Origin of the sequence: Rhodococcus sp. ARC_M6, assembly GCF_022810305.1 — a bacterium.
Lineage (GTDB): Bacteria > Actinomycetota > Actinomycetes > Mycobacteriales > Mycobacteriaceae > Rhodococcus_F.
The window spans coordinates 44,650-57,668 of record NZ_JALGQH010000021.1; the positions used below are offsets into that span (position 1 = coordinate 44,650).

Consider the following 13,019-nt stretch of genomic DNA (forward strand, 5'->3'; position numbering starts at 1 on the left):
CCGGTTCCAGATTTCCCCTGGCTCCGCGCGACCGTGGCAGCCGCAGATACCTTTCGTGGTATCTGCGGCTGCTCTGTTTTTCTGCCACAATCTGTATCCATGGACCGCGAACCGGATTGGGCAGAAGTCGACGGCTATCTCGTGTCCACGTTGGTAGGTGAAGACCCCGCTTTGGATGCGGCACTCGCCGCCAATGCCGAAGGCGGTCTGCCGCCCATCGACGTGGCCCCGAATCAGGGCAAGCTCCTGCATTTGTTGGCTCGAATGTGCTTGGCGCGCAACGTCCTCGAGATCGGCACGCTGGGTGGATACAGCACGATCTGGCTGGCTCGCGCAGTCGGGCCGTCAGGACGCGTCATCACCCTCGAGTTCGAACCGGCTCATGCCGATGTCGCGCGCGCGAACATCGAACGAGCAGGTTTGGCCGATCGCGTCGACATCCGAGTCGGAGCGGCGCTCGATACCCTTCCCGGCATTGTCAAAGAGGAACTCTGTCCCTTCGACCTGGTGTTCATCGACGCGGACAAGGAAAACAACTGTGAGTACGTGCGATGGGCCCTTGCGCTCTCGCACCCGGGTACGGTCATCATCGTCGACAACGTGGTGCGTGGGGGACACGTCTCCAACCCCGATATCGACGACGAGCGAGTCCAGGCCAGTCGCGCTGTGCTCGAGATGATCGCTGCTGAGCCGAAACTCGACGGCACCGCCATTCAGACCGTCGGCTCCAAGGGCTGGGACGGGTTTGCCATTGCGCTCGTGAACGAGTGAACGTTATTGCACTAGTGAACGTGTGAGCGCACACTCGAAACGGTGAGACTGCGGCAGACGGCAAAGTCGGTGTGGGCTGTTAAGTCGGTGTGGGCATGGGTTCGCAGTGCGCCCGGAACGTATATCTGGTTGCTGGCTTTGCTTTTCACTACGCTGTTCCTACGACGTCTTCCCGAAAATGTCCAAGAACATTTCCTCGGTCGGCGGTCGACCAATCTGCACTACCTCGCCGAGAATCCGATCCGAGTCTTGTTCTCGAGCGCGTTCTGGCTCGAAGGCGGCGGTTGGCTGGGTTACCTCGTGTTGTTCACCATTTTTCATGCGACGGCGGAGCGGTGGCTCGGCACGTGGCGCTGGTTGTGTGTTGTCGTGGTGGCCCATGTCGGAGCGACGTACCTCAGCGAAGGTGTTCTCTACGAAGGCATTCGGCACGGCTACGTGGACCAGTCGGCAGTCAACACGCTCGATGTCGGTGTCAGCTACGGACTGGCGGGAATCGTCGGTGTGCTCGTCTATCTGATCGCAAAGCCTTGGCGCTACGTCTATCTGGCCGGTGCGTTGATTTTCTATGCAGTGCCTTTGATTTTTGCTACCAATTTCACGGCTGTGGGCCATATGTCCGCCTTGCTTCTCGGATTGGCGTGCTACCCGATCACCCGCGCGAGGCCGGCGGTATGGAATCCGCGGGACTTGTTGCCGTCACGAAGGATCCCCAGCGTCCTATGAACTCGGCACGCTAAGTTACTGGCTGGTAGGTTGGCGGAATCGACGAAAGGTATGACGTGTCTGACACCGACGGATTGCTGTTCAACCCCCACACCGCAGACTTCGCGCAGTTCGATCCGGAAACCCGGCGACTGTTGAAGGCCACTATCGAGTGGTTTGAGAATCGCGGCAAGAAGCAATTGCTCCAAGACGATCTCGACGCCGTGTGGGTTTCCGATTTCCTCGACTTCGTCAAGAAGGAGAAGTTGTTCGCGACGTTCCAGACGCCGTCGGCATTCGCTGACGGCGACGAGAACAGGCGCTGGGACGGCGCCCGTAACGCGGCGCTCAGTGAGATCTTCGGGTTCTACGGACTTGCGTACTGGTACGCCTGGCAGGTCACCATCCTCGGTCTCGGGCCGATCTGGATGAGCGACAATGTGGCCGCCAAGAAGCGTGCTGCTCAGGAACTTGCCGACGGCGGGGTCATGGCGTTCGGGCTCTCAGAACGCGAACACGGCGCAGACGTGTACTCCACGGACATGCTGCTCACTCCCTCCCAGGGTGATGCAGCGGCTGATTCGGCCTTCCTCGCGAGCGGCGAGAAGTACTACATCGGGAACGGCAACATCGCCGGCATGGTGTCGGTCTTCGGGCGTCGTACCGACGTGGACGGGCCTGAAGGGTACGTATTCTTCGTCGCGGACAGCGCGCACCCGAACTACCACTTGGTGGACAACGTCCTGCGCGGTCAGATGTACGTCAGCACGTTCCGTCTCGAGGACTACCCGGTCCGTGAGGAAGACATCCTGCACACCGGTGTCGCAGCATTCGAAGCCGCCCTCAACACAGTGAACGTCGGAAAGTTCAACCTCTGCACCGGTTCGATCGGCATTACCGAGCACGCCTTCTTCGAGGCGATCACTCACGCGCAGAACCGAATTCTGTACGGAAATCCCGTGACTGATTTTGCTCACGTTCGCGCGGCATTCGTCGACGCCTACTCCCGTCTGATCGCGATGAAGCAGTTCAGTGGCCGGGCAGTCGACTACTTCCGGAGCGCAAGCCTCGATGACCGTCGTTACCTGCTGTTCAATCCCCTGACCAAGGCGAAGGTCACGTCGGAGGGCGAGCGCGTTGTCGGCCTTCTGCACGACGTGATTGCTGCCAAGGGTTACGAGAAGTCGACGTACTTCCGCGAGGCCGCTCAGGTAATCGGCACCCTGCCCAAGCTAGAGGGAACGGTCCACGTCAATGTCGGTCTGATCCTCAAGTTTCTACCGAACTACCTGTTCAACCCGGCAGAGTTCCCCGAGGTCGGTACCCGCCTGGACGCTGCCGACGACGAATTCTTCTGGAATCAGGGACCGACTCGCGGCGCCGCGAAGATCAGGTTTCACCAGTGGAAGCCGGTCTACGAGAAGCACTCCGGGATTCCGAACGTCGCACGTTTTTACGAGCAGGCAATCGCATTGACCGAATTGCTCACCGCGGCAGCGCCGGACGAGCAGCAGCGCCAAGACCTTGATTTCATGCTCAATATCGGACATCTCTTCTCATTGGTCGTCTATGGTCATTTGATCCTCGAGCAAGCAGAAATTACGGGATTGGATACCGACATCATCGATCAAATATTTGACTTCCAGATTCGCGACTTCTCCGGATATGCGATTGCATTGCACGGAAAGCCGTCGTCGACACCCGAGCAGCAGGCGTGGGCGCTGGCCTCGGTGCGCAAGCCACACGTCGACGGCGAGCGATTCGATCGCGTCTGGCAGCACGTCAAGGCATACGACGGCGCTTACGAGATGCGCCCATGACCGCCCCGGTGACCCGTGACCAGTTGATGGCGGTGGTGGAGGGATCCCCCAAAGCCGTAGGCGCGCACGATCGGTCGACGTGGGTAGCGCTCTTCGCCGGTGACGGCCAGATCAACGATCCCGTGGGCTCACGCCCGCACAACGGAACGTCGGCGATCGAGAGTTTCTACGACACTTTTATCGCACCGAACACCATCACGTTCTACGTCGAACGCGACATCGTGTGTGGACAAACGGTGTGGCGTGACTTGAGCCTCGCCACGGAGATGTCGACCGGGGTGGTGCTGAATGTTCCGATGCATCTGCGCTACGACGTGGTTGGCGAACCCGATGACCTTCGCATCGGAAGCCTCTACGCCCATTGGGAATTGGCGACTATGCTGCGGCAACTCGCCGCTGCTGGTTTTGACGGTCTCAAGGCCGGGGCCAAGCTGACCCCGCAACTGCTCTCCAATCAGGGAATCGGGGGAGCGCTCGGCTTCTCCCGCGGCATCCTGGGCGTCGGAGCAAAAGGCAAGCAGGCGGCGACGAGGTTCCTCGACGCTGCCACTGTCGGACGGACGCCACCCATTCCCGTGGAGCTTCCGGCAGGGACGCACCTGTCCCCGGCCGACGTCAACGATCTGCTGACGGGCATGACCCGGAGCAAGGTCCTCGCTGCGGGCCGCACCGTCACCGTGAGCGTCGTAGTGTGCGGGGAGCCGGGCATTGCGCTCTTCGGATTCGAGCCTAAGGGGCATCGGATCAATCGGGTGCAGTTCTTTACCGAAAGCTGAGTACTCGGGTTCGGCGCACCGGTTGCTGTGCCGAACCCGATCAGTCTTGCTTCGAGGTCTGCTGAGCGTCTTCATTGCAACGGCAAGTCACGGACCTGCTGCTATTTGGCGCGCGGTGAGGTTGATCCGCCGGGTAGGTGAGGGTTTCGCCTCCGATCGTTGTGCGTAGCTGGTCAACGTGTGCCGTGACCGTCACAAATAACAGAGCGCCTGCTCTGTTATGTTGTGTCTATGCCCCGACCACGCACCCACGACCTCGAGCAGCTGATGGATTTCACGGAGCAATTAGCTGTCGATACCGGCGCCGCTGCGGTCACCGTTCGCGCCCTCTCGGAGCTCACCTCGGTGTCGAACGGCGCGATCTACCACGCCTTCGGCTCCCGAGCCGGTTTGGTCGGCAGGGTCTGGCTGCGGGCTGCGCAACGGTTCCTGGTCGTACAGAGCGAGGCAGTCGATGCCGTGCTGAGTCATGAATCCGCGCCGGGAGCAGCAATCGACGCTGTCATTGCTGCCGCGGACGCACCCGCCAGATTCTTGCTCGAGTTTCCGCTCTCGGGCCGATTCCTACTCACGGTGCGACGCAGCGAACTTCTCGGTGCCAACGACATACCTACCGAGATCGCGAACGACCTCCGTGCGCTCGACACGTCGATTGCCGGCTTGCTGGTCCGATTGTCGCTGGCGATGTGGGATCGAGCCGACCGAGAGGCGGTAGCGGTCATCAAAGACTGTGTCGTCGAACTACCCACAGCACTCCTCCTGCGAGGCCAACGTACGCCCGATCCTGCAGTGCGCGAACGGCTCGCGGCTGCGGTACGGGCCGTGCTGGCCCTGCCTCCACCCGAATCCCCACCTTCAACCACGACAACCGGCAACTAGAAGGACAGCAACGATGACCGCAACACTGGACTACCGCGACGACATTGCCGTATTGACCCTGGGCGACGACGAGAACCGTTTCTCGCCGGAATGGCTCGAGGCGATCTCCACTCATCTCAGCGAAATCGATTCCACTGCAAAGGGTTTGATTACCGTCGGCTCGGGCAAGTTCTACTCCAACGGCCTGGATCTGGAATGGCTGATGTCCAACGGTGACCGCGCCGAATGGTACGTCCAGCAAGTCCAAGACCTGTTCAACCGGATCCTCACCTACCCGCTGCCCACTATCGCCGCCGTCAACGGCCACACCTTCGGCGCCGGAGCCATGTTCGCCATCGCGCATGACTACCGCCTCATGCGCGAGGACCGCGGCTACTACTGCTTCCCTGAAGTCGACATCAACATCCCCTTCACCCCTGGAATGGCTGCCCTGATCCAGGCCAAGCTCACACCGCAGACAGCGATCACCGCGATGACTACCGGACACCGTTACAGCGCAGCCGATGCCCTGGCCGCCGGCCTCGTCGACGGTACCGCTTCACAAAGCGAACTGGTGGCGGCTGCACTCGGCCGACTGACGCCGATCGCCGGCAAGGACCGCGGCACTCTCGCAGCTATCAAAACCACCATGTACAGCTCGGTCACGGCCGCACTGGGGCAACGCCGAAACTGACTATCTCCTCGCCCGACGAAGGTCGTCCCGCCGACGACCACCCGGACTGCCCCCCGGCGACACAAATCTGACTGCGCGCCTTGTCGGTTGGTTGTAGTCGCTCCCCGAGCGGATGTACGCGGCGGTTGGTTCTGCCGAAACCATTCGGCGCCGGGTGAGATGGAGAGGTCGTCCGCAAGACAACTTGCGGCGAATGCTTCGGAATCCGAGAGCGGGCGCTTCTACTGTCCGGGACTCCGACGTGCTGATCACCCCGGGCGCGCAAAGCGCATTGGCTTGTCGTCCACCGTCGTCGCGGGGGGCGTCGTGGTGATCGGCTGTGCCTGCCTCGCGCTCAAGGCGCGCGTAGTGGCGCCGCCGGTCGACCCGACAGGCGACGCTGCTACCGCGTCGGATCTAGGCGGGTCCGAAGAGCGGTCCACCGCCAAATGCGTTCCGATGTGACGCCGGTTGCTTGCCGTTGGCGTCGGTGATTCCGTAATCGAGTGCGGTCTCCGCCGTGATCAGGGTGTGGCCGTTGCGAGTGTTGACCTCGGGGTCGTTGGCGAGAGCGGTGATGACCTGCCCGACGAACTCCGGGGTTTCCGCCTCTGCGAGTGAGAAGCCCTCGAAGTCGGTCATTTCGCTGGCTTCCATCCGCTCGTTCCGGATCAAGCCGAGCCAGAAGGACAGGGCGGTGACTCCGGTGCCCTTCAAATCGACGGCCATGTCCGCGGCCATTTTGTCGAGTCCGGCTTTCGACATGCCGTACAGAACCGAATGCAGATATCCGCGGGTGCCGAAGGACGAAATATTGCCGATTACACCGCTACCGCGGGGAACCATCAACTTCGCGGCTTCCACGGAGGCGACGTAATGCGCGCGCAAACCGATCCCGATCAGCGAATCCCAGTCCGCGACAGGTCGTTTCCAGAATGGATCACTGAAACCTGCATATCCGGCCGGATTGGCCCAGACGTTGTTGATCAGAAGGTCCAGTTGGCCGGACTGCTCTTCCGCGATGCGCGCGAACAGGTCCACGATCTGCTGGTCGTCGCTGTGATCGACCTGCACTGCGATTCCGTGCCCGCCGCGCTCGGTGATTTCGGCGGCGGTCTTGTCCAAGGCGCAGCCGGTGCCGACTTCGCCGCGGGCAGTCACGTAGACGGTCCAGCCGTCGCTGCCCAGAGCCAGCGCGATTCCTTTGCCGACGCTCCGGCTTGCACCGGTGACCAGGGCGACCTTCTGCGCGTTCATCGCTTACCGCCGAACATGCCCTCGGCGATAACGGCTTCGGGGTGCAGGGGAGTGGTGATCGACCACGTCTCCGTGAAATGGCACTGACTCATTTTCCAGATCCCGTCCTCGATCACGTAGGCGTCGTCGTATTCACCGGTCATGAGTTTCTCGGTTCGACGGACCGTGTCGATCTGACGAAACTTGAGAGTCCATCGTCCGAGTGCTGTTGTCTCCGAGGTTAGGTCGATATCGGCATGCTGGCCGTGATGCATGTCGAGGACCGCGTACTTGCCCTCCACCTGCCGCAGGGCAACCGCTGTGAAGATGTCGGCCATGGGGCCGGCGTCGTCGAACGCGCCGAGCCCGCCGTAGTTGATGGAAGCGCCGGTCCGAATGAAGCTGTCACGAAACCCGACCGGGTCTTTGGCGTCGCAGGCGCGCCAGTAGCGGTACTTGAGCTTCTTGATCTCTTCGATCTGCTCGAGTGCGTCGATGCGTTGTGCGAGATCCAACGTCGGTCCTTTTCGTCAGGGTTTCCCGTGATGTGTCGAATCGACTGTATGGCTCACTCGGTCACGCCTGTGACGTGGATCCCATTGATCGGTTAGGAAACTGGGTCAGTGTCAGTCGTGGTCCCGGCGACTGCGAGCGCAATTGCCGCAGATTCGCCGAAAACGCTGGTCCACAGTTCTCCCAGTGCAGGATCCTCGTCGACATTTTCGGGCGCCTTCATTGCAAGCAGATTATTGATCAGCATGCCGTTGGCGATGAACAAGCGGGCCTGCGCGGGGGTGCAGCCGGTTCGATTGCGTAGAAGGGTGTATATCTCGGCCATCGCGGATCGTGAGGCGGCGGCGATATCGTCTGTGCTGGTGGCGAATCCGTGCAACATGACAAGAAGTAGATCTCGGTCGAGGACTAGTTCGCCGTAAGAAGTGCCGAGTTCCGCCCAGAATTGCGGATCGCTGGGCTCGATGCGGAGTGTGTCCAGCTTGTCGGTGAAGGTGCGGACGATCTCGCCCAGCGCGCGCGAGAACACGGCCTGGAACAGATCTGCCTTTGTTCCGAACATGCGAACGACGTACGGCTGGGATACGCCGGCTTCCTTGGCAACGGCGTCGGTGCTGGTGCCCGAGTATCCACCGCGAGCGAAGGCTCGCGTGGCCGCGGCCAGGACGAGTGCCCGGCGCGCGGGTGCGCTCATCCTGCGTTTGGGCTGCGGGGATCTTTCACTCGACATATTGACAGGTTATCAGTTGATGCCTTAGCGTCGATTAAGTAATCAAACGATGCCTAAGGCGAGGAAAATGCGATGACTGTTTTGGCGAATGCCGGCGCCGGGGCAACCCCCGAGTCGGAAGCGCAGGGCCGACGAACTGTGCCAGTCGCGATAGCGATCCTCGCAGCCTCGCTCCCGATGTTCATGGCGACTCTCGACAATCTTGTGATGACCAGCGCATTGCCGGTGATCGAGAAGGATCTGAACGCATCCGTCGGCCAGTTGCAATGGTTTATGAATGCCTACACTCTCGCCTTTGCCACGCTGATGTTGTCGGCGACGACGCTCGGAGATCACTGGGGTAGGCGACGCATGTTCGTGGGCGGAATCGGTTTGTTCACGGCAGCATCGATCGCGTCTGCATTGTCGACATCGGCCGGCCTGTTGATCGCAGCACGTGCCGTTCAAGGTGTCGGTGCTGCTGCAATCATGCCGCTCTCACTGACGCTGCTGGTCGCTGCAGTTCCGGAAGCCAAGCGCGCCATGGCAATCGGCGTGTGGGGTGGCGTGTCGGGCCTCGGAATCGCTCTGGGGCCGGTGGTGGGAGGCGCAGTGGTCGACGGATTCTCGTGGCAAGGGATCTTCTGGATCAACGTGCCGGTGGCAATCGTCGCTGTTCCCCTCGCGATGTACGCATTGCGGGAATCGACCGGTCGCACACAACCTTTGGACCTACCCGGAGTTGTACTCGCCGGTCTGGGTGTGTTCCTGGCAGTCTGGGGCATCGGTCACGGCAACGATGACGGGTGGACTTCGTTCGGAGTTGTTGCCTCGCTGGTTGGTTCAGCTGTTGCTTTGGTGCTGTTCGTCCTGCGGGAGGTGAAGACCCCGTATCCGGTGATGCCGTTGCGCTTGTTCCGCTCGCGCAGTTTCGCGATGGCGAACGTGATCGGGTTGACCTTCTCGATCGGCATCTTCGGTGCGGTGTTCCTGCTCTCGCAGTACCTTCAAATCGCCATGGGTTTCAGCCCGTTCGAAGCAGGGTTGCGGACACTCCCGTGGACGGCGGCACCGATGATCTTCGCTCCGCTGGCCGGACTGCTCGCGCCGAAACTCGGACTGCGTTCTCTGCTGCTCGCCGGTCTCAGTCTGCAAGCCGGCGCCTTGTTCTGGTTGGCCGCGCTCATCGAGCCAGGCGTCACCTACGGTTCGATGATCCCGGCACTTCTCATGGCCGGCGTCGGTATGGGCCTGACCTTCGCCCCGAATGCGACCGCAGTCCTTGTGGACATGGACGCACCGGATCACGGCACGGCCAGTTCGACCAACGCGACGCTTCGCGAGATCGGCGTCGCACTGGGAATCGCGATACTGACAGCCGTCTTCCTCGCGGCCGGTGGCGCGTTGACACCACTCGGCTACGGCGAAGCGCTCACTCCCGCACTGAAGGTTGGTGGCTGCTTTGTGCTGATCGCGCTGGGAGCTGCGTGGTTTGTGCCGGCCCAAAGGCGGTAGATCGCCCGTGCGCCTTTTCGGTATTGCACTACCGAAAAGGCGCACACGGGCTATGCGCCCGGAACTCCCGGAAATGCCGTTGTCACCGGAGTTGTCCCCAAAGCTGAACGCCACCCGGCCCCGCGAATGGAGGCGTCGGTAAGCGCGTCGACCCCGAATGTCCGCAGTTCGTCGGTATCGACCTGTTCGATGAATGCGCGATAGCTGATCGCCGTGTCGACTTCGATCTGCGCCGCCAGCTGAGCCGCGGTAATGGCATCGGTGACCGGGAACGGAATCGCGTAGGCCGCAGCGGCAAGCGGGGGAGTGAGTCCGGCCTCGGTTGCCATCGCAGTCAGAGAGTCACGCCGCGCGCGGTGAGTGGCCGTATGGACGGCGACTTCCTTGACGCGAGCCGGATTGGAAAATGCTGCGACGACGCCATAGGCGAAGATCGCGGCATTCTCGGATTCGATTGCTGCGAGCACGGCGTCGTCGCCGGCTTTCGATCTACGAACGATGCTCATGGCAGCAACACCGCTACCTGCGTCGCACAAGATGCGCTGACCGAACCCAGCAAGCCGGCGCGGTAGCCCGATACCGTGCGCGCGAGATCTCCGGCGCTGCGTGCCGATTCCGTCAAGGTTGTGCGCAAGGCGTCGACCCCCGACGGAGGCGGCGCCACAGTCGACGAAGACGGTGTGGTGGTAGCGCTAGTGGTGGTTCCGGCGGCCCGGGCAATTTCGGCGTCCAAGGCGTCTGCGTGGGCCTTACGCTCCGCGCTGATCGTGGTGAGTGCAGAAACTCGTTCCGGTGCCAACGCGATTGCAGATGATGCTGCGCTCGCGTCGGCCCGTGCGCGGTCGGCTTGCGTGATCAGTTGGTCGACTTCGGCGGCAGTTTTTGCAGTGCCGTTGTCACTGCAGGCAGTAGCAGTGACAGCGACGGCGCCGATTGATGCCGCGCCTGCGATCTTCATCGCACTCCGACGGGAGTGCGGGGTGGTGGATAAGGACGTCAGCACTCGTCCATGGTGCCAGGTAGGGCGCGAATCGTTCGAATCCGGCGATCGTGTTCGAGTGTGACGTGCAACCGGTGGGCCTGGTCGCAATGTCGTCATGGCGTGGTCGCAGTGCCCTCGATTGGGCGGTACTGTTGGATGCTTGGCCGAGAACGTGGGCAATTGTGGTCTCGTCATGCCCCCAGTTGGGTACACGGTCGATACTGCACGCCACATCCGCAGGCCACATTGGACGCAGCAGTTTCAAGCACACCGCTTGTCAATTACACCGAGTCGACTGGGTCGACGACAACTGAAACGAGGAGTTCGCGAGATGCCGGTGCCATCCAAGGACAGGGTTATCGAGCTGGTCTCCGAACTCGTGCAGGCCCAGGGTTACGACGTCGAGGACGTCGTCGTCACTCAAGCGGGTAAGCACAGTGCAGTTCGCATCATGGTCGACAGTGATTCCGGGATCGAGCTCGATGCGGCGGCTGAGATCAGTCGGCTCGTGTCCGAGCTGTTCGACAGCCTCGAGGAGATCGGCGAAACGCCGTACATGCTTGAAGTCACGTCACCCGGAATTGATCGTCCGTTGACGTTGGGACGCCATTGGCGTCGGGCGCGTGGACGCAAGGCTCGGATCGACCTCGCCGATGAAACGGTTGTCGGCCGTATCGGACTGCTCGGTGAAGATTCGGTTGCGGTCGTGTTGAACAGTCGGGGCCGCTTCACGGTGCGTGAGATTCCCCTCGCCGACGTACAGAAAGCTGTTGTCCAGGTCGAGTTTTCGAAGCCTGGTGAGCAGGAACTCGAGTTGGCCGGTGGAATCCTGGAAGGACGCGCTGTTCCTTCGGATGTGAACGCGGATGTAGACGAGACCGACGATTCCCACGTGGTCGGTTCCGAAGAAGACGAAGAAGACGTAGAAAACGAAGAAGGGTTCGACAAGTGAATATCGACATTGCAGCGTTGCGGGCGATCGAGGCCGAAAAGGGCGTCCCGATCGACACGGTGATCGCCACGATCCAGACCGCGCTGCTGACGGCGTACCGGCACACCGAGGGCCACAAGCAGAACGCTCGGATCGACGTCAACATCAAGACCGGATCGGTGCGAGTCATGGCGCACGACACCGATTCCGACGGACGCATGATCGGTGAGGAATGGGACGACACCCCGGAGGGATTCGGCAGGATCGCGGCTACCACTGCGCGTCAGGTCATCCTCCAGCGTCTGCGTGACGCCGAGCATGAGCGCAGCTTCGGCGAGTACGCCACGCATGAGGGCGAAATCGTCGGTGGCGTCATTCAGCGTGACACCCGCGCGAATTCGCGCGGCATGGTCGTCGTTCGTATCGGTAGCGACGCGCACGGCACCGAAGGGCTACTGCCGCCCGCCGAGCAGGTTCCGGGCGAGACATACGAGCACGGCGAGCGCATCAAGTGCTACGTGGTCGGTGTAGCACGAGGCCAGCGCGGCCCGCAGATCACACTTTCACGTACGCACCCGAACCTCGTTCGGAAGCTGTTCGCGCTCGAGGTCCCCGAAATTGCCGACGGCAGCGTGGAGATCATCAACGTCGCCCGCGAGGCCGGTCACCGTTCGAAGATTGCGGTTGCCTCACGAATTCACGGACTCAATGCGAAGGGCGCGTGCATCGGCCCGATGGGCCAGCGTGTGCGCAACGTCATGAGCGAACTCGCGGGTGAAAAGATCGACATCATCGACTTCGACGAGGATCCCGCGACGTTTGTGGGCAACGCCCTCTCTCCGTCAAAAGTGGTCTCTGTCACTGTCGTCGATCCCGATGCTCGTGCAGCCCGCGTTATCGTGCCTGATTTCCAGCTCTCGCTGGCTATCGGCAAGGAGGGCCAAAATGCCCGCCTTGCTGCACGGTTGACCGGCTGGCGCATCGATATCCGTAGCGATGCCGCACCGGTCGACGAGGGGTCGGAACGCTCCGGCGCGTCCAACGGATAACGGTGGAATGCAGTGTTCGAGACGGTTCGACGGTAGAGTGGACGATGGTTCGACGTGAGTCCTCGGATTCTGCGCGCGTGAGGCCCGGTTCACCGGTCCGGACATGCGTGGGATGCAGGGAACAAGGGTCGGCTGCCGATCTGTTGAGGGTCGTGGTTGGTGAGCTGGGGCCGGAGGGTTCCTTGCTCGTCCCCGACGTATTGCGACGGCTTCCCGGTCGAGGTGCTTGGCTGCACCTTGATCCGAGTTGTCTGAGCCTGGCAGAGCGGCGCCGAGCATTCAGCAGAGCACTGCGAGTGTCCGGAAATCTGGACACGTCCGCTGTCGACCAACTGGTCGACGCAGTTCACACAAAAGCAGTACCTCTCGAGAAGAACAGGCACAAGCACTCATGAGCACACCGTGAAGCACCAACGATGAACGTCCATCGGCTATAACCCGAGGTCGTGTGGGACCCACATCTGTGGGAAGCCTCCTGCTC

15 protein-coding genes are annotated in these 13,019 nt (G+C 61.6%); 10 read left to right on the forward strand and 5 right to left on the reverse strand.

The window, feature by feature from the left end; all coding sequences use genetic code 11:
- The first annotated feature begins 99 nt into the window (after positions 1-99).
- From MTX36_RS20125 to MTX36_RS20150, 6 genes are all read left to right on the forward strand, one after another.
- Positions 100-771, forward strand: coding sequence for an O-methyltransferase (locus tag MTX36_RS20125; RefSeq protein ID WP_243621445.1), 672 nt, complete (start codon positions 100-102; stop codon positions 769-771).
- A gap of 42 nt (positions 772-813) precedes the next feature.
- On the forward strand, positions 814-1,497 hold the full coding sequence (locus MTX36_RS20130) for a rhomboid-like protein (RefSeq protein ID WP_243621446.1): 684 nt from the start codon (positions 814-816) through the stop codon (positions 1,495-1,497).
- Positions 1,498-1,553: 56 nt separating this feature from the next.
- On the forward strand, positions 1,554-3,296 hold the full coding sequence (locus MTX36_RS20135; protein WP_243621447.1) for an acyl-CoA dehydrogenase family protein: 1,743 nt from the start codon (positions 1,554-1,556) through the stop codon (positions 3,294-3,296).
- A complete protein-coding gene (locus MTX36_RS20140; RefSeq protein ID WP_243621448.1) occupies positions 3,293-4,072 on the forward strand; it encodes a ketosteroid isomerase family protein in 780 nt (259 codons plus the stop codon). Before MTX36_RS20135 ends, MTX36_RS20140 begins: the two co-directional genes overlap by 4 nt.
- Positions 4,073-4,303: 231 nt before the next feature.
- Entirely contained in the window at positions 4,304-4,951 is a 648-nt protein-coding gene (locus MTX36_RS20145; RefSeq protein ID WP_243621449.1) for a TetR/AcrR family transcriptional regulator, read from the forward strand.
- Positions 4,952-4,964: 13 nt separating this feature from the next.
- Positions 4,965-5,624: an enoyl-CoA hydratase-related protein gene (locus MTX36_RS20150; RefSeq protein WP_243621450.1), complete on the forward strand. Its 660-nt coding sequence runs from the start codon at positions 4,965-4,967 to the stop codon at positions 5,622-5,624.
- A 396-nt stretch (positions 5,625-6,020) separates the two neighbouring features.
- On the opposite strand, the gene MTX36_RS20155 is transcribed toward MTX36_RS20150, so the two are convergent.
- The 3 genes from MTX36_RS20155 to MTX36_RS20165 form a co-directional block, all read right to left on the reverse strand.
- Positions 6,021-6,860, reverse strand: coding sequence for an SDR family NAD(P)-dependent oxidoreductase (locus MTX36_RS20155; protein WP_243621451.1), 840 nt, complete (start codon positions 6,858-6,860; stop codon positions 6,021-6,023).
- Positions 6,857-7,354 (reverse strand): nuclear transport factor 2 family protein, encoded by a 498-nt coding sequence (locus MTX36_RS20160; RefSeq protein WP_243621452.1) that lies wholly within the window; start codon positions 7,352-7,354, stop codon positions 6,857-6,859. Before MTX36_RS20160 ends, MTX36_RS20155 begins: the two co-directional genes overlap by 4 nt.
- A 92-nt stretch (positions 7,355-7,446) precedes the next feature.
- Positions 7,447-8,082, reverse strand: coding sequence for a TetR/AcrR family transcriptional regulator (locus MTX36_RS20165; RefSeq protein WP_243621453.1), 636 nt, complete (start codon positions 8,080-8,082; stop codon positions 7,447-7,449).
- 72 nt (positions 8,083-8,154) lie between these two features.
- On the opposite strand from MTX36_RS20165, the gene MTX36_RS20170 reads away from it, so the two are divergent.
- Positions 8,155-9,576, forward strand: a complete 1,422-nt coding sequence (locus tag MTX36_RS20170) for a DHA2 family efflux MFS transporter permease subunit (protein ID WP_243621454.1) — start codon at positions 8,155-8,157, stop codon at positions 9,574-9,576.
- A gap of 50 nt (positions 9,577-9,626) precedes the next feature.
- Here MTX36_RS20170 and MTX36_RS20175 read toward each other — a convergent pair whose 3' ends face one another.
- Positions 9,627-10,082 carry a ferritin-like domain-containing protein gene (locus tag MTX36_RS20175; RefSeq protein ID WP_243621455.1) on the reverse strand — a complete coding sequence of 152 codons (456 nt, stop codon included), beginning with the start codon at positions 10,080-10,082 and terminating at the stop codon, positions 9,627-9,629.
- Entirely contained in the window at positions 10,079-10,534 is a 456-nt protein-coding gene (locus tag MTX36_RS20180) for a hypothetical protein (RefSeq protein WP_243621456.1), read from the reverse strand. The genes MTX36_RS20175 and MTX36_RS20180 overlap by 4 nt, the downstream gene beginning before the upstream one ends.
- 355 nt (positions 10,535-10,889) lie before the next feature.
- Between MTX36_RS20180 and rimP the strand changes: the two genes are divergently transcribed.
- From rimP to MTX36_RS20195, 3 genes are read left to right on the forward strand one after another with little or no spacing between them, the layout of a single operon-like run.
- A complete protein-coding gene (gene rimP / locus MTX36_RS20185; RefSeq protein ID WP_243621457.1) occupies positions 10,890-11,510 on the forward strand; it encodes a ribosome maturation factor RimP in 621 nt (206 codons plus the stop codon).
- The gene (gene nusA / locus MTX36_RS20190) at positions 11,507-12,538 is read left to right on the forward strand and encodes a transcription termination factor NusA (RefSeq protein WP_243621458.1); all 1,032 of its coding nucleotides are present in this window, start codon (positions 11,507-11,509) and stop codon (positions 12,536-12,538) included. The genes rimP and nusA overlap by 4 nt, the downstream gene beginning before the upstream one ends.
- 44 nt (positions 12,539-12,582) lie before the next feature.
- Positions 12,583-12,933, forward strand: a complete 351-nt coding sequence (locus tag MTX36_RS20195) for a YlxR family protein (protein WP_243621459.1) — start codon at positions 12,583-12,585, stop codon at positions 12,931-12,933.
- Positions 12,934-13,019: the final 86 nt, after the last annotated feature.

What these genes read in the sequence shown, in the direction of transcription:
- MTX36_RS20175 (WP_243621455.1), bottom strand. Translation starts at nt 10,082, where the DNA reads ATGAGCATCGTTCGTAGATCGAAAGCCGGCGACGACGCCGTGCTCGCA.
- MTX36_RS20155 (WP_243621451.1), bottom strand. Translation starts at nt 6,860, where the DNA reads ATGAACGCGCAGAAGGTCGCCCTGGTCACCGGTGCAAGCCGGAGCGTC.
- MTX36_RS20180 (WP_243621456.1), bottom strand. Translation starts at nt 10,534, where the DNA reads ATGAAGATCGCAGGCGCGGCATCAATCGGCGCCGTCGCTGTCACTGCT.
- MTX36_RS20140 (WP_243621448.1), top strand. Translation starts at nt 3,293, where the DNA reads ATGACCGCCCCGGTGACCCGTGACCAGTTGATGGCGGTGGTGGAGGGA.
- MTX36_RS20145 (WP_243621449.1), top strand. Translation starts at nt 4,304, where the DNA reads ATGCCCCGACCACGCACCCACGACCTCGAGCAGCTGATGGATTTCACG.
- MTX36_RS20125 (WP_243621445.1), top strand. Translation starts at nt 100, where the DNA reads ATGGACCGCGAACCGGATTGGGCAGAAGTCGACGGCTATCTCGTGTCC.
- MTX36_RS20150 (WP_243621450.1), top strand. Translation starts at nt 4,965, where the DNA reads ATGACCGCAACACTGGACTACCGCGACGACATTGCCGTATTGACCCTG.
- MTX36_RS20170 (WP_243621454.1), top strand. Translation starts at nt 8,155, where the DNA reads ATGACTGTTTTGGCGAATGCCGGCGCCGGGGCAACCCCCGAGTCGGAA.
- MTX36_RS20195 (WP_243621459.1), top strand. Translation starts at nt 12,583, where the DNA reads ATGGTTCGACGTGAGTCCTCGGATTCTGCGCGCGTGAGGCCCGGTTCA.
- MTX36_RS20165 (WP_243621453.1), bottom strand. Translation starts at nt 8,082, where the DNA reads ATGTCGAGTGAAAGATCCCCGCAGCCCAAACGCAGGATGAGCGCACCC.
- rimP (WP_243621457.1), top strand. Translation starts at nt 10,890, where the DNA reads ATGCCGGTGCCATCCAAGGACAGGGTTATCGAGCTGGTCTCCGAACTC.